Origin of the sequence: Kitasatospora papulosa, from assembly GCF_000717245.1 — a bacterium.
Classification (GTDB): domain Bacteria; phylum Actinomycetota; class Actinomycetes; order Streptomycetales; family Streptomycetaceae; genus Streptomyces; species Streptomyces papulosus.
The window spans coordinates 984,908-1,003,197 of the sequence record NZ_JNYQ01000004.1 but is presented as its reverse complement, the minus strand read 5'-3'; the positions used below and the strand labels follow the sequence as shown (position 1 = coordinate 1,003,197).

Below are 18,290 nucleotides of genomic sequence, written 5' to 3'. Positions count from 1 at the left end.
GCCCCGGGCCGCTCAGTGCCGGTAGAAGACGCGGTCGCCGTACTCCCGCATCACGCGCCCGTTCCACTCGTGTCCGCCGTCGACGTTGCCCGAGCGCAGCAGCGGCGGCTCGATCCCGCGGGCGACGAGTTCCTCCGCCGCGGTGGCCATCATGGCCTGCATCAGCGCGCTGGTGACGACCGTCGACGCGGGTGCGAAGGGTGCCTCCACGCCCTCCGTCCGCAGCTCGGCGTCCCCGATCGCGATCTTGCTGTCCAGAACGATGTCGCAGTGGTCGCGCAGGAATCCGCCCGAGACGTGCCGGGACTTCGTGCCCGTCGCGTAGGCGACGGAGGTGACCCCGACGACCGTGAGCCCGAGCGCACGCGCGTTCTGCGCCATCTCCACGGGCAGTGCGTTGCGGCCGGACAGGGAGATGATCACGAGGAGGTCGCCGGCCCGGGCCGGGCTGGAGTCCAGCACCGCGCTCGCGAGACCGTCCACCCGCTCCAGGGCCGAGCCGAGCGTGGCGGGCATGACGTCGACGCCGACGGTGCCGGGCACCGCGAGCAGGTTCATCAGGGCCAGTCCGCCCGCCCGGTAGACGACGTCCTGTGCGGCGAGCGAGGAGTGCCCGGCGCCGAAGGCGAAGAGCCGGCCACCCGCGGCGACGGTGTCGGCGATCGCGGCCCCCGCGGCGGCGATCGACCCCGCCTCCTCGTCGCGCACCCGCTCCAGCAGGCCGATCGCTGCGTCGAAGAACTGACCGGCGAGCTTGCTGTCGCTCATCGAGGAGGCCTTTCCTGGCGCGTGGGGGGTCCGTGCGGTGCCCGTGTCGCGGATCACGTTGCGGTCTGGACCACTGGGCTGTCAATAGCGCCCGGAACCGGGCGTCCGCACGGACTCCCGACGGCGAGGCACGGTTGTCGGTGCCATGCGTCAGAATTGGTGGAGGGCCATCGCACGACGACTTCATGTCACAGCATCGAGGGGCACGTATGTCCGGACTGATCGACACCACGGAGATGTATCTCCGCACCATCCTCGAGCTCGAAGAGGAAGGCGTGGTCCCCATGCGCGCCCGGATCGCGGAACGGCTGGACCAGAGTGGTCCGACGGTCAGCCAGACCGTGGCGCGTATGGAGCGGGACGGCCTGGTCCAGGTCGCGGGCGACCGCCATCTGGAGCTGACCGAGGAGGGACGCAGGCTGGCGACCCGGGTGATGCGCAAGCACCGGCTCGCCGAGTGCCTGCTCGTCGACGTCATCGGCCTGGAGTGGGAGCAGGTCCACGCCGAGGCGTGCCGCTGGGAACACGTGATGAGCGAAGCGGTGGAGCGGCGGGTGCTCGAGCTGCTGCGGCACCCGACGGAGTCCCCGTACGGAAACCCGATCCCGGGGCTGGAGGAACTCGGCGAGAAGTCCGAGGCCGATCCGTTCCTGGACGAGGGCATGGTGAGCCTGGCCGAGCTCGACCCGGGCACGGAGGGCAAGACCGTGGTGGTGCGCCGGATCGGTGAGCCGATCCAGACCGACGCGCAGCTGATGTACACGCTGCGCCGGGCGGGCGTGCAGCCCGGGTCCGTCGTCAGTGTGACGGAGTCGGCCGGCGGCGTGCTGGTCGGTTCCAGCGGCGAAGCGGCCGAGCTGGACTCCGATGTCGCCTCGCACGTCTTCGTCGCAAAGCGCTGACCAGCGGTTGCGCCCGCGTCGGCGCCCTGCCACACATGCAGGCGCCGATGCGGATGCACGTGCAGATGTGAGCCGGTAAGCCCGCTTTCTGTTTTCCGCCCGGAATCGCAGCGCCCGGGCGAAACGCGTGCCAGGCTGTGGCCAGGCATATGACCTGAGGGCGCCGGCGGAAGCCGCCGGGCGGTCGGGGAGGGAGCAGGGAATGCGCCCGTCGCACTGGCACGTGCACCGTGAGGTGGCTGCCGGGCTCTCCGACGCCCTCACGCTCCCCCGTACCGCCGTCGCGGTGCGGGGTGTTCGATTTTCCGGGGTGCTGCTCCATGCCGCCCCGGCCGTCCGCCGCGAGCGCGGACCCCTGCGTGCCCGGACATGTCGCGGCCCCGGCGCCCGAAGGTGCCGGGGCCTGTCCTCCCCTGCGCTGACCTGGAGCCCCGAGCTCTCGAGGTCAGTCCCCGCGGACCCCTGTCCCCGAGTGGTCCGCTTCCCGGAGAAGGTCTCCCCAGGGCGGCCGTCGTCAATCCTGAACCGCTGTCACTCAAACGTGGGATGTTGCGAGCCGGAAGCGAGTTTTCGAATAAGAGTTCGATAGTCTGGCGCGCACGCACACGGTGATCGAGGACCAGAAGGGGGTGCCAGAACCAATGGTGCGGCGCATCGATGTGACCGGATCCGACGGTGTGAACCTCGCGGCCTGGGAGTTCGCCGACCCGCCCAAGGATCGCGCGGAGGCCGGGCAGGCCCCCGGGATCTTAATGCTGCACGGCCTGATGGGCCGGGCCACGCACTGGGCGTCCACCGCCCGCTGGCTCTCGGAGCGCCACCGGCCGGTCGGCCTCGACCAGCGTGGTCACGGGCGCAGCGACAAGCCGGCCGGGGGCCTGTACACCCGTGACGCCTATGTCGCGGACGCCGAGACCGCGATCGAACAGCTGGACCTGGCCCCGGTGACCCTCGTCGGGCACTCGATGGGCGCGCTCACGGCGTGGCAGCTCGCCGCGAAGCGCCCCGACCTCGTCAAGGCGTTGATCATCTGCGACATGCGGGCCTCCGCGATCGGGGCCGCCTCGCAGCGCGAGTGGGCGGACTGGTTCACCACCTGGCCGCTGCCCTTCGCGACGCTCGCCGACGTGCGGAAGTGGTTCGGCGAGGACGACCCCTGGGTGGAGCGGCCCAACCCCTCGCGCGGCGAGTTCTTCGCCGAGGTGATGGCCGAGAGCGCCGACGGCTGGCGGCCCGTCTTCTCCCAGGAACAGATGCTGGCGTCCCGGGCCACATGGGTCTACGACGCCCACTGGGAGGAGCTGGCGCAGGTGCGCTGCCCCACCCTGGTCCTGCGCGGGATCGACGGCGAGCTGGGCAGGGCCGAGGCCCAGGAGATGGTCCGCGTCCTGCCGCGCGGGCAGTACGCGGAGGTGGAGGACGCCGGTCATCTCGTCCACTACGACCGGCCGGACGGCTGGCGCAGGGCGGTGGAGCCCTTCCTCGAACAGCTCGCCGAGGGGTACCGGGAGCCCGTCAGCCCCTGAACGACGGGCCCCCCGTCCCCTTCCGCCGTACGCCCCGTGTCCTGGCCCGTCAGCCCTTGCTGACCGCCGCCAGGATCTCGGGGAGCCGTTGCGCGGTGCGCGGAGCGGCCAGCCGCACGCCCAGCCACCCGATGAACGCCCCGTACACCGCGCCCACCGGCAACAGCAGCCACAGCCGGTCCTGATGGCCTGCCACGTGCAGCCAGATCGTCAGCCCGATCACGGGGCCGCTGAGCACCGCGGCCGCCACCACCCCGCCGAGCATGGAGATCCAGGCGAGCCCGGCCTGCCCCGGCACGACGTTCTTGAAGGCCCCGTCCTGCGGAATCGAGTACGGGAACAGCGCCGACGCCAGGGCGCCCGTCGCCAGCATCGCGCCCAGCAGCGCGAACGACAGGCCCATCACCCCCGGCAGCGCACCCCATTCCCCGAGGACCGCGGCGGTCACCACCGTCACCAGGACCGTGTACGGCAGGGTGATCAGCAACAGGGCGAGCGCCCGCGCCCGCAGTTCGAGGTACGCGTCCCGGGTCGAGGACACCGACAGCGCCACCATCCAGAAGGCGGAGGTGTCCTGCCCGAACTGGTTGTACATCTGCATGCCGAGCATCCCGGCCGCGAAGCACGCGAAGTAGACCGACCCGCCGCCCTGCACCGCGTTCAGCACCGGCACGATCAGGCCGATCGCCAGCGCCGTCACCCAGGCCGCCTTGGTCTTCGGATCCCGTACGACGTAGCGCAGGCTCCGCTCCATCACCGTCCCCGTGCGCCCCTCCGGAAGCAGCGAGAAGAGACCGGAACGGCCCGCGCCGGAACGCCCGGCCGACGGTTCGGCGGCGGCGACCGTGGAGCCGTCCGGTGACGTCATCAGCTTCACGAGGCTCCGCTCCCACAGCCACAGCAGGACGCCCAGCGCGAGCACCGAGAGCAGCGACTGCCCGAGCGCCACCCCGTACGCACCCTCGGACGCGGACTCCACCGCGCCGAGAGCGGAGGCGGGGGGCAGCCATCGCACCACGTCCGCGACCGGTTCGAGCGAGGACAGCCCGCCCGCCCGGCCCAGGCGCTGCGCACCGAAGTTGACGAACTGGATGCCCACCGCGATGACCAGCCCGCTGAGCACCGCGAGATCACGGCCCTTGCGCGAGGTCAGCAACCGGACGTTGGCCGTGGTGACCGAGCGCGCCAGCGCCACACAGACCAGTGCCGTCAGCGGTACGGCGATCACCCCGAACACCACAGCGACCGCCCCGTGCGCCAGCGCGATCACCGAGCCGACGACCAGGGCGAGCGTGAAGAGCGGCCCGATGCCGATCAGCGAGGCCGTCAGCAGAGCCCCGACCAGCGGGCGCGGCCGCAGCGGAAGCATCACCAGCCGGCTCGGGTCCAGGGTCTCGTCCCCGCTCGGGAAGAACAGCGGCATCACCGCCCAGCCCAGGGCCAGCACCGCGGCCAGCAGCACCACCAGCGTGCCCGCCTGCGCGTGCCCCCGCAGCGCCACCAGGCCGATCACCTGCCCCACCGCGAGCAGCAGCGTCACGACGAGGGACGCGATGTAGGCGGCCCGCCGCCCGGACGACTGGCGCAGCCCGTTGCGCAGCAGCGTCAGCTTGAGCCGTGCGAAGACGGGGACCAGGCCCTGACCGCGTACGGCCGGGACAGCGGCGCCCGCGGGGGCGTCGAGCACCGTCATCGTGCACCGCCCAGCCAGTCGAGGGACTCCCCGGTGTCCCGGGCACCCGCGCCGACGAGTTCGAGGAAGGCGTCCTGGAGGGAGGCCGCGTCACCGCGCACCTCGGTCAGCGTGCCGTGCGCCCGGATCCGCCCCGCGGCCAGCACGGCCACCCAGTCGCAGAGGGACTCGACGAGCTCCATCACATGACTGGAGAAGACCACGGTCGCACCGGAGCGCGTGTAGCGCTCCAGAACGCCGCGGATGGTCTGCGCCGACACCGGATCGACACCCTCGAACGGTTCGTCGAGGAAGAGGACTTCGGGGTTGTGCAGCAGCGCGGACGCCAGCCCGATCTTCTTGCGCATCCCGGTCGAGTAGTCGACGACCAGCTTGTGCTGCGCCCCCGCGAGGTCCAGGACGTCGAGCAGCTGGGTGGCGCGCTTGTCCACCTCGGCGCCGGGCAGCCCGCGCAACCTCCCGGTGTATCCCAGGAGTTCACGCCCGGACAGACGCTCGAAGAGCCGCAGCCCCTCGGGCAGCACGCCGATCCGGGACTTCACCTCGACCGGATCCCGCCACACGTCGTGGCCCGCGACCTCGATCCGCCCCATGTCGGGCCGCAGAAGGCCGGTCACCATCGAGAGCGTCGTGGTCTTCCCCGCGCCGTTCGGGCCCACCAGACCGATGAACTTGCCCGCGGGCAGCTCCAGATCGATCCCCGCGACCGCGACCTGCTCCCCGAACCGCTTCCACAACCCCTCCACCCGCACGGCGGGTGCCGGCGAGGGAGCCGCGCCCGCCGTGTCGGTCCCGCCCGTACGCTCCGCCTGGTCCGGCATGGCACTGCCTTTCGAAGTCCCCGCTTGTGGGGACCACCCTACGAAAGACGGGTCCGGGCGTCGGCGGCCTCCCGCGCGCAGGCGTACGCGAGCGGGCCGATCAGCTCCTCCACGCCGGGCAGCCACAGATCGGCGCGGGACGGGCGGCGGGCCCACTGCACGGCCCCGCGCCCGGCCGTCCGGGTCGGCGGCCCGGCCATGTGGTCACCCTCGCCGCGCCCCACCAGGCCGATCACCTCGGCGTCCCATCCCAGGCCGCGTACCAGCGCGGGCGCCTCGGCCGCGGCGCCCGGCAGCGCGAGGAACAGCATCCGGCGGTCCGGGGTGCGGGTCACCGGGCCGAGCGTCAGGCCCATCCGCTCCATCCTGGCCAGGGCCAGGAAGCCGGCGGCCTCCGGGACGTCCAGGGCGTCGAAGGTACGGCCGGTGGGCAGCAGGACCGCCGAACCGGGCTGCCTGGACCACATCCTGCGTGCGGCGGCGGCGCTGCCGGTCACCTGGTCCGCCCAGTCGGGCCGGGTGGGATGTGCTCCGGGGGCCGCGCAGCGGGCGTCACCGCAGGAGCAGCGCTCCGCCCCTCCGACGACCTCGAGCCAGGTGCCCGGGAACACGTCCCAGTGCCGCTCCTGGGCGTACCAGGCGGCGGCCTCGAGCAGCTGTTCACCCCGCTGCCTGGGGACCTTCGCGGCTTCCGTCACTCCGATGGGCTCTTCCACTCCCCGCTCAACTCCCGGCGCCACCAGGGGTTACGGGCGCACGCGCACCCTTCCGGACGGATCGATCCTGCATACGGGGCGCACGGGTGCACGGCCGGGGGCGCGTAGGAGGAAGCGCACCGGTGCGGGGGTAGGCACACGCAGGATTGTGCCAACTCACCACTGCTCGTACCCGATACAGATGAATATGCGCATTTCTTGTACCGTGCCGGGCAGTGATGCCTTTACTGGAATCACTGCGGTCTCAGGGGGAAATATGGCAGCCAGGCCTCTCGTCGCCCGCCAGCCGAACGAACGTCTCCAGACGCTCATCCAGGAGGCGGCGTGCTCCAACGCCGGCCTCGCACGCCGGGTCAACATGGTCGGGGCGGAACGGGGGCTGGACCTCCGCTACGACAAGACCTCCGTGGCCCGCTGGCTGCGCGGACAGCAACCACGCGGCAGGGCACCGGGAATCATCGCCGAGGCGATCGGACGCAAGCTCGGACGTACGGTCACGATCGACGAGATCGGCATGGCCAACGGCAAGAGCCTGGCGTCCGGGGTCGGCCTGCAGTTCGCTCCCACCGTGCTCGGCGCCGTCGAGCAGGTCTGCGAGCTGTGGCGCAGCGACGTCGGCCGCCGCGACCTGCTGTCCGGGTCGGCGGTGGCCGCCTCGGCGCTCGTCGAGCCCAGCAGGGACTGGCTGATCACGGGCGCCGACCCGCAGGTGGCGCGGACGGCCGGGAGCCGGGTCGGCATGCCCGACGTGGCGGCGGTGCGGGCGATGACCGCGGCACTCGTCGACCTCGACCATCGGTTCGGCAGCGGACATGTGCGGCCCGTGCTGGTGCACTACCTCAACAGCGTGGTGTCCGGGCTGCTTTCGGGCTCGTACCGCGAGTCGGTCGGCCGCGAGCTGTTCGGCGCGGTCGCCCGGCTCACCGAGCTCGCCGGGTACATGGCCGTCGACACGGGCCAGCCCGGGCTGGCCCAGCGGTACTACATCCAGGCGCTGCGCCTGGCCCAGGCCGCGGGGGACCGCGCGTACGGGGGCTATGTGCTGGCCGCCTCCATGAGCCATCTCGCCGCCCAGCTCGGCAATCCGCGTGAGATCGCCCAACTGGCGCGGGCCGCCCAGGAGGGCGCGCGCGGGCGGGTGACCCCGAGGGCGGAGTCGATGTTCCACGCCGCGGAGGCCCGGGGCCACGCCCTGATGGGCGACGCCCGCACCTGCCACGCCGCGGCGGGCAGGGCGCTGACCGCCCTGGAACAGGCCGGCCCGGACACGGGCGACGACCCCGACTGGATCGCGCACTTCGACGCGGGCTATCTCGCCGACGAACTCGCCCACTGCCACCGTGACCTGGGACAGGCGGAGCCGGCCGCCCGCCGCGCGAAGGAGGCCCTGGCCGCCCTTCCGGAGTCCCGGACCCGGCGCCGGGGCATCGGTCTGGTGCTGCTGGCCTCGGCGCAGGTGCAGCAGCGTGAGGTGGAGCAGGCCTGCCACACGGGGCTGCGGGCGATGGAACTGCTGGGCACCGTGCGCTCCAGCCGGGGTGCCGAATATCTCGACGACCTCCAGCAGCGGTTCGAGCCGTACGCGAACGAACCCTCGGTCCGGGAGTTCGGCGCGAGGCTGGAGCTCCAGGCCGCCTGACCGGCGTCCTCGGCGGGCCGGCCATGAACAGCGCCGCGGACGGCCCGGGTGTTACCCGCGGTGTGAAGGGGTGGTGAGCGCTCTCGGGCGCTTGGCGCCGGGCTCCGGACACCCGGTAGCGTGAGCCGACGATTCCATAGGTTCACACGTAGGAGTCCCGGTGACGCAGAGCGGACAGGGTGACGAGCGGCAGCTTCCCGCTGCACGGCCCGCGCACGAAGGTGTCGTGCTGCCCGCGGAGGGTGGTGCCCCCTGGAACCCGGGGGGTCCGGCGAGCGGACAGCCGGACCAGGCCGCCCCCGCCGGCGGGCAGCCGTGGGGCGGGTCCTGGGGCCCGGAGGCCGGGCAGCAGGACGGCCCGCCACCGGGGCAGCTGCCACCCGAGCAGCACCAGCACGGGGCGTACCGGCAACCGCAGCACGGGGCCTACCAGCAGCCCGCGCAGCAGCAGTACGCGCCTCAGCCGGACTCGTACCAGCAGGACCCGTACCACCAGCCGCCGTCGTACGCGCAGCCCCTGCCGCCCGAGGCCGGTCCGGCGGGGAACATGGGACAGGGCGGGGACGCGGACGCCACGCAGTACATCGCACCCGTACCCGGCGGAGCCCTGCCCGGCGGAATGCCGCCCGAGCACCAGGCCGAGTCCACCCAGTACCTGGGCCACCACGCCGCGCCGGCGCAGCAGTCCGACGCCGACGCGACCCAGTACATACCCCCCGTGCCCGGCGGCGCCCCGTACGGGATACGCCCCGGTGCCCCGGGCGACCGGCAGCCTCCCGCGGAGTTCGACAGCCTCTTCCGCAGCGACGAACCCGCGGGCGCCACACAGCAGATGCCCCGGGTCGCCGGGCACCAGCAGCCGCCCCACCAGGGCGGGCACCAGCAGCAGCCCCAGGGCGCCCAGCCGTACCGGTCGGGCCTCCAGGACGGGAACGGCGGCCACGGCGCGCAGGAGCCCGACCGCGGCGGCGACGCCCCGCGCAGGCGGTCCGCAGCCGTCCCGCTGATCGCGGCCGTCGTCATCGGCTGCGCCGTCATCGGACTCGGCGCCGGTGCCCTGATGAGCGGCGGTGACGACAGCCCGTCGGACGACAAGAAGACGGTGGCCGCGCAGAGTCCCACCGCGGGCTCCCCCTCGGAGGAGGCGGCCGACCCCGCGAAGCCGCAGGCCGAGGAGCTCGACAAGCTGCTCGCGGACAGCAACAACAGCCGCTCCGCGGTGATCAGCGCCGTGGAGAAGATCAAGAGCTGCAGTGCTCTCGACCAGGCGGCCACCGACCTGCGGGGCGCCGCCGAGCAGCGGCGGGGCCTGGTGACCCGGCTGGAGGGGCTGAGCGTCGACCAGCTCCCGGCCCACGCCGAGCTGAAGACCTCCCTGACCGACGCCTGGCAGGCGTCCGCCGAGGCCGACGACCACTACGCCGCCTGGGCCGTGCAGGCCAAGGACGGCAAGAAGGTCTGCAAGGGCGGCAAGGCCCGTTCGACCGACGAGACCGCCAAGGCGAACGCGTCGAGCGGCGAGGCCACCACGGCCAAGCGCAAGGCCTCGGGGCTGTGGAACTCCATCGCGCAGAAGTACGGACTGACCGAGCGCGCCCCCACGCAGCTCTGAGGTGACACCCGCTCACCGGTCTCCGCCCCGTTCACCCGGGCAGGGAGGCCGGTGCCCGCGTGTCAGCCGCGCGAACGGGAGTTGAGGAGAGCCTCCGTGACATCCACGAAGCCCTTCTTCTCCGCGGTCAGACGCCCGTCGCGGACCACCTGGAACGTCACCCGCGCGTTGACGATGCGTCCGTAGGCCGTCGTGCCGATCATGTCCTGGAACCGCCAGCGGAGTACCGGGGTGAGGCCGCCGGTGTCCACCTCGGTGCCCCGGTTGAGACTGACGGAGATCCCGCCCGCCGTGATGTCGGGCCGGTCCATCGCCTCGACGACCGCCTCGAGCGCGGTGTACGCGATCCAGGTGGTCTGCACGCCCGCGTCGGTGGGATCGATCCGGTCGTCCCCGAAGGCGTACTCCCGGATCACCCCCCGCATCTCGTTCCAGCGGGCGTCTCCCGACTCCGGGTACCAGCCGGTGACCAGGGCCCCCTCGAAGGGGCTGTCCGCCCCGCCCGTCCGGTCGACGAGTCCTTGGCCGACGCTGCCGAGGACCGACGAGATCCGTACCTCGCTGTCCTGCGGCTCCAGCCGGCGGAACGAGTCGAAGAACGTCTCCGTGCCCTTGCCGAGCACCGCGGTCACACAGCCGTCGCCCGCCTGACGGAGGGCCCGGGACGCCTCCGTCTCGTACGACGTGGCCTCCTCCGTCGTGCTGATGTCGTAGGACGCGGGGCGGCCGCCCCCGCTGAGGCCCGTGTCGAGGAGCCCGGGCAGGGTGTCGCCGACCAGGGTGTCGGGCCGCACGAGCGACACACGGGAGCAGTTCGCGGCGAGCTGCTCACCGTTGCCCGCGACGAGCGCCGGCTGGCCGCCGTTGACCGGGTAGGAGAGATAGCTGGTGAACTCGTCGGCCGAGGCGCCGTACCCGCCGATGTACGGGATCCCGGCGGCCTCCAGCGGAGCCAGGACCGCCCGGCCGTACCGGCTGTACGAGCCGACCACGGCGGCCACGTCCTCGTCGGCCGCCCGCCGGGCGCACTTCGACGCCCCGGCCGCGGTGTCCTGGTCGTTGCAGGTGAGCACCCGGAGCTCGTGGCCGCCGATCCCGCCCTTGTCGTTGACCCAGCGGGCGTAGGTCTGCGCCATGGCGGTCATCCCGGCCATGTTCACCGAGCCGACCGCGGTGGTGTCCGGGGCCCAGGTCATCACGGTGACGGGCTCCCTGGAGCCCCCCCGGGACTCCAGGGAGTGCGCCGCAGCCGGACATCAGCAGCGCCCCGGCCGCCACGGATGCGAGGAGTGCGTAGGGGCGGGGGGAGGTGAGGCGTCGCCATCCGGTCATGGGCACGGACTTTTCCGGCCCGGATGTAACGCCGCAGTGTGCCGTGGTCAACGCAGGGTGACGTGGAGGTGAATTGTGGGGGCCCCCGCGCGGCCGCCGGGAAGGAACGTACGATCGGCAACCGTGCAGCAAGGTTCGGAGAACACTTCCCGTCGCGGCCGTCGCTCCTCCACCATGGGCGGCATGCCGCTCAACGACATGCCCTGGTGGCGCTGGCGCAGCAACGTGCGCTCGGCGCTGCACATGCTCTCCGACCCCGTCTTCCACCACGAGTGCTGGCTGGCCGGCCGGGAGGGCTACGGCGACGTCACCGACGCCGTGTACCGCCTGGTCGAGGACACCTGGCTGGACAACTGGTCCGCCGAGAAGTACGTGGGAACGATCTTCCGCGACTCGGCCGAGGCCGCCCTCGTGGACGTCGCCGCCCTGCGGGTGCTGCGCATCATGCACCAGATAGGTGCCGATGCCCCCGTATCCGCCTATCTGGAACATCCCGGGTGGCAGGAGGCGGTCATGGCGGCACGCGAGGCCCATGTGATGCTCGCCACCAACGACGCGGAGGACCCGGACACCCCGCCGCGTTCCCTGGACGTGCTCCGCATCATGACCAGATCCGCGTGACCGCCGGGCGGTGTGGCACCCTGACGGGATGACCGCGCCGCAGCCCGCCGAATCCGCATCCGCTGCCTCGGAGACCGCCTCCGAGCAGTACGTCCTCACGCTTTCCTGCCCCGACAGGCAGGGCATCGTGCACGCCGTGTCGAGTTACCTCTTCATGACCGGCTGCAACATCGAGGACAGCCAGCAGTTCGGCGACCACGACACCGGTCTCTTCTTCATGCGCGTCCACTTCTCGGCGGACGCCACGGTCACCCTGGACAAGCTGCGTGCCAGCTTCGCGGCGATCGGGGACTCCTTCCGGATGGAGTGGCAGATCCACCGGGCGAGCGACCGGATGCGGATCGTGCTGATGGTCAGCAAGTTCGGGCACTGCCTCAACGACCTGCTGTTCCGTTCCCGCACCGGCGCCCTGCCGGTCGAGATCGTGGCCGTCGTCTCCAACCACACGGACTTCGCCGAGCTCGTCGCCTCCTACGGCGTCCCGTTCCGGCACATCCCCGTGAACAAGGAGAACAAGCCGGAGGCCGAGGCGCAGCTGCTGGAGCTGGTCCGCGGGGAGAACGTCGAACTCGTCGTCCTGGCGCGCTACATGCAGGTGCTGTCGGACGACCTGTGCAAGCAGCTCAGCGGCCGGATCATCAACATCCACCACTCCTTCCTGCCGAGCTTCAAGGGCGCGAAGCCCTACCACCAGGCCCACGCCCGCGGTGTGAAGCTGATCGGCGCGACGGCGCACTACGTGACCGCCGACCTCGACGAGGGGCCGATCATCGAGCAGGAGGTCGAGCGCGTCGGGCACGGCGTCACGCCGGACCAGCTCGTCGCCGTCGGCCGTGACGTGGAGTGCCAGGCCCTGGCCCGCGCAGTCACCTGGCACGCGGAGCGGCGCATCCTGCTCAACGGCCGCCGCACGGTCGTCTTCCCCTAGGACCCGCGGCCGGGCCCTACAGCCTGCTCAGGGAGGCCGCGGCGAACAGGACGTCGCTGATCGCCTCCCGGTCGCCCTCCTGACCGGCCGCGGCCTCGACCGGCGGTACGTGCCCGGCCACCAGCCGGCAGAACTCCACCCCGTCCAGCGCCACCTGCGCGACCGCGTGGGCAGGGGAGCCGAGTGCGGCCGGTGAGTCCAGCGCGATGTACCAGTCGCCGCCCCCGCGGCCCTCGACCTCCAGGTGGAGGGAGCGCCCGGGGGACCCCGCTGTCACCAGGTGGCGGGCCGGTGAGGCGAGCCCCGCGCGGCGGCGCTCGGCGAGGACGCCGGGGAGCAGCCGGGCGGCGAGGTCGATCATCCGGTTCAGATGGGCGGCGGCGGGCGGTTCGTACGGATAGTCCACCGCGTCCGCGATGTCACCGCCGTGGATCCAGCACTCGAAGGCGCGCTCCAGGAGCGAGTCCTGCAGCGGAAGGGCGAAGCCCCCGTACGGCACGGAGAGTTCCGCGACGCCCCGGCCGGCGAACGACACCGTGCGGACGAGCGCATGGCTCTGGTCGCGCCAGGGCTCCCGTACGGCCCGGGTGGGCGGGTGGTGCGCGGCGGCCCAGTACGCCTCGGTGCGTCCGGTCGGTGTCGGCGGCGGGGAGCCGCCGTCCGCCTTCCCGAGCGGGTCGTCCAGACCCAGCGCCGCGGACACCAGGCCGTCGACGGCCATCAGGTGGCCGATCACCCCGGCGACCGTCGTCCTGCGGTTCACCTGCCGGTCCGCCTCGAACCACTTGAGCCGCACCGGCGCGTGCCACTCCGCGTCGCCGATGTCCCGCAGCAGCGCGTCGAGCCGTGCGGTCTCCGCGTCGTAGGGGGCGGCCCACGACGGGAGGGGGATGCGCGCCGGGCGGCGGCCCAGGCAGTTCTCCAGGACCCGCGACCGCAGCATCGGGTCCAGGTCCAGGGTGCCGTCGGTGTGCAGCAGGCCGACGGCGTCGCGCAGCCGCAGCCCTTCGTCGGCGCAGGGGGCGCACGAGGTGAGGTGCTCCTCGACGGCCGCGGTCTCCTCGGCGGAGCAGGCGGCCAGCGCCCAGGCGCCGAGGAGTGACTTGAGCACCTCGTGCGGGAGCGGTGGCCCCGGCGGGCCGGGTTCGGGGGGGCTTCGCCGGTTCCGGCGCCCCGGACAGGACCGGCGGCAGCGTCTCCCGGTCGTCCGCGGCCGGCCGGGGCCCCGGTATACGGCGTTCCACGGGCTTCTCGCCGTCGCGGCCGCCGCTCTGGCCGCCGCTCACGGGGTCGGTCCGTAGCCGGGAGGGGCGGAGTCCGCCGACGGCCGGGTGTTCGCGGTGGAGAGCAGCTGGAGGCCGAGCCGCAGCCGGCGCCTCGCCTCGTCCGCGGTGACTCCGAGGTCGGCGGCGGTCTGCCGGTAGTCCCGCCGCTGGACGTACGCGAGTTCCAGGGCGGCGCGCAGCGGCGCCGGCATCGAGGCGACGATGTAGTCGGCACGGGCCGCGGTGGTGGCCTTGAGCACCCGGTGCTCCAGCTCCCGGGCCCGCGCGTCCGTGCGGGGTCCCTCGTCCTCGCCGTGTGCCCCGCGGAGTCTCCGCACGGACCGGCGGTGGGTGAGCCGCGCGACCCAGGAGCGCATCGAGCCGTGCTTCGGGTCGTACGCGCCGGGGTTCTCCCAGATGTAGCCGAACACCTCGCGCGTCACCTGGTCCGCGGCGTCCTCGTCGTCGAGCATGCGGTGGGCCTGGCTGTGGACGAGAGCGGCGAACCGGTCGTAGAGCTCGCCGAGCGCCGCCGCCTCGCCACGGGCCAGCCGCTGCTGCATGCGGCGGTCCCAGCGCGGTGGTGCGTCCTTCGCCATCCGGCCCCCAGCCCTGTGCCTCTCGTCACGTCGAATGTAGTCGGCGGAATCCTCCGAGCACGCGCCTTTCCAGCAAGTACGTCCCTGGAGTGGCGCCGAATGACAGGGAGTGATACACGCCTTGCCCCTTCCCGATCGCCTAAACGATCCTGAAGTGATCATTCCTGGATGAATCCTGTGTCAGGCTGGTGAGCTGCAGGGTGTTTCGCGGGCGGAGGAGCGGGCAGCCGCGAGGAGGAACGGAAACTTCCGGATCCCCCGGAGCCCCCCGGAGCGAGAGGCCGAGTCGCGTGACGCTGAAGGTGTACGAGACCGAGCAGGACGCGTGGACGGTGCTGCGGATCCACGGCGAGCTCGATCTCGTCAGCTCACCCGTCGTGCGTCAGTCCGTCCACGGGGCGGTGGCCGCGGGCCGGCACGACGTGGTCCTCGACCTTTCCGGCGTCCTCTTCTGCGACTCCAGCGGCGTCAACGTCCTGATCGCCGCGAGACGCCTCATGAAGTCCTGCGGCGGCCGGCTGAGGCTGATCCTCCCGGCGCGGGGCGCGGTCGACGGCTCGCACGTCAACAAGGTGCTCGGCGCACTGGGCGTGCGCCGGCTCTTCGACGTGTACCCCGACGCCGGCGCCGCCACCGACGACACGTCCCGCCCGCTCACCGCGTGACACGCCGATCCCGCACGAGGTTGTCACACCTCTGAAGGCAGTTGGTGACACGTGACGCCTCCCGGCGTCGTACGCTCCCCGCATGGACAGCGCAGAGTACGAGCGCAAGATCGCGCACCGCTTCGCCGCCTTCGACCAGGACGGCAACGGCTACATCGATCGCGCCGATTTCAACGCCGCCGCGGCCCGTCTGCTCACCGAGTTCGGTACGACGGCCCGCTGCGACCGGGGCCAGTCGCTCTACACGGGTGCCGAGGCCTTCTGGCAGGGCATGGCGGGGATCGCCGACGTGGACGGGGACCAGCGCGTCACCCGGCAGGAGTTCGTCGGCGGGGCCGTGAAAAGACTGAGGGACAGCCCGGATCGCTTCGCGGAGATCGCGCGGCCCTTCCTGCGCGCGGCGCTCGCCGTGGCCGCGGGAACGGATCCGGAGGGCACCGCGCCCGCCTCGGCCCCGGTGGACCGGGTGGAGCGCGCCCTGCGGGTGCTGGGGGCCGAGGACGACATCGCGAGCGTCGCGGCACGGAGCCTGGACACCGACCAGGACGGGCGGATCGCCGAGGCCGAGGCGGTCGCCGCCTTCTCCGCGTACTTCACCGTCATCGAGCCCGACGCGTGACCGCCGGGGCCTCACGACGGATGTCCGCCCCGTGCTCGGCCCCCAGCTGGATCCCGGGTCAACACGCCCGGTGCGTTCAGTAGTTGACTCCCTCCCGTGGCCCGGTACGAAGCCGGGCCACGGCGTCCTCCGGCGGACGGTCATGACTGGCCGGGGGCGCGCGGAGGGTGCGCAGCGGGTGACGCAACGCATCCGGACGCCGCTTGCGCCCCCGGAGCGTTCGGTCACCGGGCGGAGTCGCGGGCGCCGGCTCGGGTACGCTCCCTGGGATGCGAGTGGTACTGGAACCGGAACATCCGGATACGGCCCCCACGGCCGCCCCGGGCGGTACGCGGTGCCCTGCTCGCACCCCACGGAGCTGCGGCGGTGCCGCCGGGGACGCGGTCCCCGGGACGCCGGTGCGCTTCTGTTCGACTCTCCGCAGCACGCGTCGCACAGTATGGACCACGCGTACTCCTTCGCGCTGGAATATGCCCGAAGCGCTTGTTGCGGTGACTGTACGTCAACCATGCTGTCTCGAAGGGGAGTCACGTTCCGTGACCCTGAGGAGGCGCGAGGCGATGTGTCCGCCGGTTCGGATGGTGTGAGCGGTGCAGGTGCTTCAGGTTCAGCTGGAGGTCGGGCCGGACCCCGCGGAGGTGGGGCGGGCCCGCAGATGGGCGCGGTCGAGGCTGATCGGGTCCGGGATGGAGGACGACGAGCCCCTCGCGGAAACGCTCATCCTGCTCATCTCGGAGCTCGTCACCAACGCGGTGGTCCACACGGGCTGTCCGGCCGTGCTGCGGATGCTGTTCGGCTCGACGAGTCCGGCGGGTTCGGCCGGGACGGTGCGCGTCGAGGTCGCCGACACCAGCTGCCGTCCGCCCCGGCCGCGTCACGCGGAGGGCGAGGACACCAACGGCCGCGGCCTGGAGCTGGTGGACGGTCTGGCGGACCGCTGGGGCTGGCAGCCGGAGGGCGCGGGCAAGCGGATCTGGTGCGAGATCGACCGTGGCGGTCCGGTGATCATCCCGGCGGTCCAGGAGCAGTCCGGCGATCCCGCCCGTCTCTGAGGGGACCCTCCCCCCGGAGCCCCGCCGACCGGAACGTCCGCCGGTAGACCGTGGGCGACACGCCCAGCGCGGCCTGCACGTGCTGACGCAGGGAGGTGGCCGTGCCGAATCCCGCGTCCCGTGCCACCCGGTCGATCGACAGGTCCGTGGACTCCAGCAGGTGCCGTGCCCGCTCGACCCGCTGCTGGGCGAGCCACTGCCCCGGGCTGATGCCCACCTCCTCGCGGAAGCGCCGGGTGAAGGTGCGTACGCTCATCGACTCCCGCAGCGCCATGTCGCGCAGCAGGATCGGTTCTTCGAGCCGCCCGAGCGCCCAGGTGCGTGCGGCCGTCGTCGTGGCGACCCCCGCCTCGGGCAGCGGGCGCCGGATGAACTGTGCCTGGCCGCCGTCGCGGTGCGGGGGGACGACCGTGCGGCGGGCGACGTCGTTGGCGACGGCGGTGCCGTGGTCACGGCGCACGATGTGCAGGCAGAGATCGATCCCCGCGGCGACCCCGGCCGAGGTCAGCACGTCCCCGTCGTCGATGAACAGGACGTCCGGATCGACGCGGACCTTCGGGAAGAGCCGCTGGAAGTGATCCGCGGACGCCCAGTGCGTGGTCGCGGGGCGCCCGTCGAGATACCCCGCCGCGGCGAGCACGTAGCTGCCCGTGCAGATGGACACGATGCGGGTTCCCGGCCTGACGTGGGCGAACGCGGCGGCCAGTTCGGCGGTCAGCCGGCCCTCCTCGTACACGGGGCCGAGTTCGTACGAGGCCGGGACGACGACGGTCCCGGCGGTGGCGAGTGCCTCCGGGCCGTGCTCGACCACGATGCTGAAGTCGGCGTCGGTGCGGACGGGCCCCGGCGGGCGTACGGAGCAGGTCACCACGTCGTAGAGCTTCTCGCCCCGGCCGTCCGGCCCGGTGCTCGTCGACCGGCCGAAGATCCTCTGGGGGATGCCCAGTTCGAAGGGGAGGACCCCGTCGAGCGCGAGAACGACCACACGGTGGCGCATCCGGACTCCTGCTCTTCCGCGGATTGGGCGTAACCGCCTGCGTCCTGATAAACGTACCGGCCATGAGGGAAACACCGGCAGCACGCACGTCCGTCCCCGGGGCGGCCGTCATCCGGGCGGCAGCGGTGGCGGCGGCTCTCCTGACGGTCGCCGCGGGGCTGGGCGTCCGCTCGGCGGCGGGCGGGGACGTGGCGAAGTACGCGGGCGACGCCCTCTACACCGTCCTGATCCACATCCTGGTGGTCGTCCTCGTGCCCAGGGTGCGGCCGGCGACGGCCGCCGCCGTCGCGCTGGCCTTCAGCTGGGCGGTGGAACTGGCCCAGCTCACGGGCGTACCGGCCGAACTCTCCCGGCAGAGCACGGTGGCGCGGCTGGTGCTCGGCTCCACGTTCAACGCGCCGGACCTGTTCTGGTACGCGGCCGGGGCCGCCCTGGCCTGGGCCGTCCACCGCCGACTGCCGTCCGGGCGCCCGGCGCGGGCCTGACCCGGCAGGCACTGGCCCGATCCCTGCGAAGGGTGTCCTTCCGGCCACTC

The 18,290-nt window shown here is 72.6% G+C and carries 17 protein-coding genes and 1 pseudogene; 10 read left to right on the top strand and 8 right to left on the bottom strand.

Annotation, left to right across the window (positions count from 1 at the left end):
- Window positions 1-12 precede the first annotated feature (12 nt).
- Window positions 13-768 carry an SIS domain-containing protein gene (locus IA22_RS0115840; RefSeq protein WP_014154730.1) on the bottom strand — a complete coding sequence of 252 codons (756 nt, stop codon included), beginning with the start codon at window positions 766-768 and terminating at the stop codon, window positions 13-15.
- 209 nt (window positions 769-977) lie between these two features.
- Between IA22_RS0115840 and IA22_RS0115835 the strand changes: the two genes are divergently transcribed.
- Entirely contained in the window at window positions 978-1,670 is a 693-nt protein-coding gene (locus IA22_RS0115835; RefSeq protein ID WP_014154729.1) for an iron-dependent transcriptional repressor DtxR, read from the top strand.
- Between the two features lie 641 nt (window positions 1,671-2,311).
- On the top strand, window positions 2,312-3,196 hold the full coding sequence (locus tag IA22_RS0115830; RefSeq protein WP_030123949.1) for an alpha/beta fold hydrolase: 885 nt from the start codon (window positions 2,312-2,314) through the stop codon (window positions 3,194-3,196).
- Window positions 3,197-3,245: 49 nt separating this feature from the next.
- Here IA22_RS0115830 and IA22_RS0115825 read toward each other — a convergent pair whose 3' ends face one another.
- The 3 genes from IA22_RS0115825 to IA22_RS0115815 are packed head-to-tail and all read right to left on the bottom strand — an operon-like array spanning window position 3,246 to window position 6,426.
- Complete coding sequence (locus IA22_RS0115825; RefSeq protein ID WP_030123948.1) at window positions 3,246-4,889, bottom strand: hypothetical protein; 1,644 nt, start codon at window positions 4,887-4,889, stop codon at window positions 3,246-3,248.
- The gene (locus tag IA22_RS0115820; RefSeq protein WP_014154726.1) at window positions 4,886-5,710 is read right to left on the bottom strand and encodes an ABC transporter ATP-binding protein; all 825 of its coding nucleotides are present in this window, start codon (window positions 5,708-5,710) and stop codon (window positions 4,886-4,888) included. The genes IA22_RS0115825 and IA22_RS0115820 overlap by 4 nt, the downstream gene beginning before the upstream one ends.
- Window positions 5,711-5,748: 38 nt before the next feature.
- Window positions 5,749-6,426 carry a bifunctional DNA primase/polymerase gene (locus IA22_RS0115815; RefSeq protein ID WP_014154725.1) on the bottom strand — a complete coding sequence of 226 codons (678 nt, stop codon included), beginning with the start codon at window positions 6,424-6,426 and terminating at the stop codon, window positions 5,749-5,751.
- 256 nt (window positions 6,427-6,682) lie between these two features.
- Between IA22_RS0115815 and IA22_RS0115810 the strand changes: the two genes are divergently transcribed.
- Window positions 6,683-8,065: an NsdA family TPR-like regulatory protein gene (locus IA22_RS0115810; protein WP_014154724.1), complete on the top strand. Its 1,383-nt coding sequence runs from the start codon at window positions 6,683-6,685 to the stop codon at window positions 8,063-8,065.
- Window positions 8,066-8,225: 160 nt separating this feature from the next.
- Window positions 8,226-9,677: a hypothetical protein gene (locus IA22_RS0115805; RefSeq protein WP_030123947.1), complete on the top strand. Its 1,452-nt coding sequence runs from the start codon at window positions 8,226-8,228 to the stop codon at window positions 9,675-9,677.
- Window positions 9,678-9,739: 62 nt separating this feature from the next.
- Here IA22_RS0115805 and IA22_RS34115 read toward each other — a convergent pair.
- Window positions 9,740-11,009, bottom strand: a pseudogene (locus IA22_RS34115) (ABC transporter substrate-binding protein).
- A gap of 174 nt (window positions 11,010-11,183) precedes the next feature.
- On the opposite strand from IA22_RS34115, the gene IA22_RS0115795 reads away from it, so the two are divergent.
- Window positions 11,184-11,630: an SCO4402 family protein gene (locus IA22_RS0115795; RefSeq protein WP_014154721.1), complete on the top strand. Its 447-nt coding sequence runs from the start codon at window positions 11,184-11,186 to the stop codon at window positions 11,628-11,630.
- A gap of 28 nt (window positions 11,631-11,658) precedes the next feature.
- A complete protein-coding gene (gene purU / locus IA22_RS0115790) occupies window positions 11,659-12,558 on the top strand; it encodes a formyltetrahydrofolate deformylase (protein WP_014154720.1) in 900 nt (299 codons plus the stop codon).
- A gap of 16 nt (window positions 12,559-12,574) precedes the next feature.
- Here the strand turns inward: purU and IA22_RS0115785 are convergent, their stop codons facing one another.
- Together IA22_RS0115785 and IA22_RS0115780 are read right to left on the bottom strand one after the other, a co-directional pair.
- A complete protein-coding gene (locus IA22_RS0115785) occupies window positions 12,575-13,669 on the bottom strand; it encodes a maleylpyruvate isomerase N-terminal domain-containing protein (protein WP_030123946.1) in 1,095 nt (364 codons plus the stop codon).
- A gap of 171 nt (window positions 13,670-13,840) precedes the next feature.
- A complete protein-coding gene (locus IA22_RS0115780) occupies window positions 13,841-14,422 on the bottom strand; it encodes an RNA polymerase sigma factor (RefSeq protein WP_014154718.1) in 582 nt (193 codons plus the stop codon).
- Window positions 14,423-14,712: 290 nt separating this feature from the next.
- Between IA22_RS0115780 and IA22_RS0115775 the strand changes: the two genes are divergently transcribed.
- The 3 genes from IA22_RS0115775 to IA22_RS0115765 all read left to right on the top strand — a co-directional run bounded on the left by IA22_RS0115775 (window position 14,713) and on the right by IA22_RS0115765 (window position 16,758).
- Complete coding sequence (locus IA22_RS0115775; RefSeq protein ID WP_014154717.1) at window positions 14,713-15,087, top strand: STAS domain-containing protein; 375 nt, start codon at window positions 14,713-14,715, stop codon at window positions 15,085-15,087.
- Window positions 15,088-15,169: 82 nt separating this feature from the next.
- Window positions 15,170-15,706 (top strand): EF-hand domain-containing protein, encoded by a 537-nt coding sequence (locus IA22_RS0115770; RefSeq protein ID WP_014154716.1) that lies wholly within the window; start codon window positions 15,170-15,172, stop codon window positions 15,704-15,706.
- 590 nt (window positions 15,707-16,296) lie between these two features.
- Window positions 16,297-16,758: an ATP-binding protein gene (locus IA22_RS0115765; RefSeq protein ID WP_015578293.1), complete on the top strand. Its 462-nt coding sequence runs from the start codon at window positions 16,297-16,299 to the stop codon at window positions 16,756-16,758.
- Here IA22_RS0115765 and IA22_RS0115760 read toward each other — a convergent pair.
- The gene (locus tag IA22_RS0115760; protein ID WP_030123945.1) at window positions 16,712-17,755 is read right to left on the bottom strand and encodes a GlxA family transcriptional regulator; all 1,044 of its coding nucleotides are present in this window, start codon (window positions 17,753-17,755) and stop codon (window positions 16,712-16,714) included. The two genes, IA22_RS0115765 and IA22_RS0115760, sit on opposite strands and share 47 nt — an antisense overlap.
- A gap of 62 nt (window positions 17,756-17,817) precedes the next feature.
- On the opposite strand from IA22_RS0115760, the gene IA22_RS0115755 reads away from it, so the two are divergent.
- A complete protein-coding gene (locus IA22_RS0115755; protein ID WP_030123944.1) occupies window positions 17,818-18,240 on the top strand; it encodes a ribosomal maturation YjgA family protein in 423 nt (140 codons plus the stop codon).
- The last annotated feature ends 50 nt before the right edge of the window (window positions 18,241-18,290 follow it).

What these genes read in the sequence shown, in the direction of transcription:
- IA22_RS0115840 (WP_014154730.1), bottom strand. Translation starts at nt 768, where the DNA reads ATGAGCGACAGCAAGCTCGCCGGTCAGTTCTTCGACGCAGCGATCGGC.
- IA22_RS0115835 (WP_014154729.1), top strand. Translation starts at nt 978, where the DNA reads ATGTCCGGACTGATCGACACCACGGAGATGTATCTCCGCACCATCCTC.
- IA22_RS0115830 (WP_030123949.1), top strand. Translation starts at nt 2,312, where the DNA reads ATGGTGCGGCGCATCGATGTGACCGGATCCGACGGTGTGAACCTCGCG.
- IA22_RS0115825 (WP_030123948.1), bottom strand. Translation starts at nt 4,889, where the DNA reads ATGACGGTGCTCGACGCCCCCGCGGGCGCCGCTGTCCCGGCCGTACGC.
- IA22_RS0115820 (WP_014154726.1), bottom strand. Translation starts at nt 5,710, where the DNA reads ATGCCGGACCAGGCGGAGCGTACGGGCGGGACCGACACGGCGGGCGCG.
- IA22_RS0115810 (WP_014154724.1), top strand. Translation starts at nt 6,683, where the DNA reads ATGGCAGCCAGGCCTCTCGTCGCCCGCCAGCCGAACGAACGTCTCCAG.
- IA22_RS0115795 (WP_014154721.1), top strand. Translation starts at nt 11,184, where the DNA reads ATGGGCGGCATGCCGCTCAACGACATGCCCTGGTGGCGCTGGCGCAGC.
- purU (WP_014154720.1), top strand. Translation starts at nt 11,659, where the DNA reads ATGACCGCGCCGCAGCCCGCCGAATCCGCATCCGCTGCCTCGGAGACC.
- IA22_RS0115780 (WP_014154718.1), bottom strand. Translation starts at nt 14,422, where the DNA reads ATGGCGAAGGACGCACCACCGCGCTGGGACCGCCGCATGCAGCAGCGG.
- IA22_RS0115770 (WP_014154716.1), top strand. Translation starts at nt 15,170, where the DNA reads ATGGACAGCGCAGAGTACGAGCGCAAGATCGCGCACCGCTTCGCCGCC.
- IA22_RS0115760 (WP_030123945.1), bottom strand. Translation starts at nt 17,755, where the DNA reads ATGCGCCACCGTGTGGTCGTTCTCGCGCTCGACGGGGTCCTCCCCTTC.
- IA22_RS0115755 (WP_030123944.1), top strand. Translation starts at nt 17,818, where the DNA reads ATGAGGGAAACACCGGCAGCACGCACGTCCGTCCCCGGGGCGGCCGTC.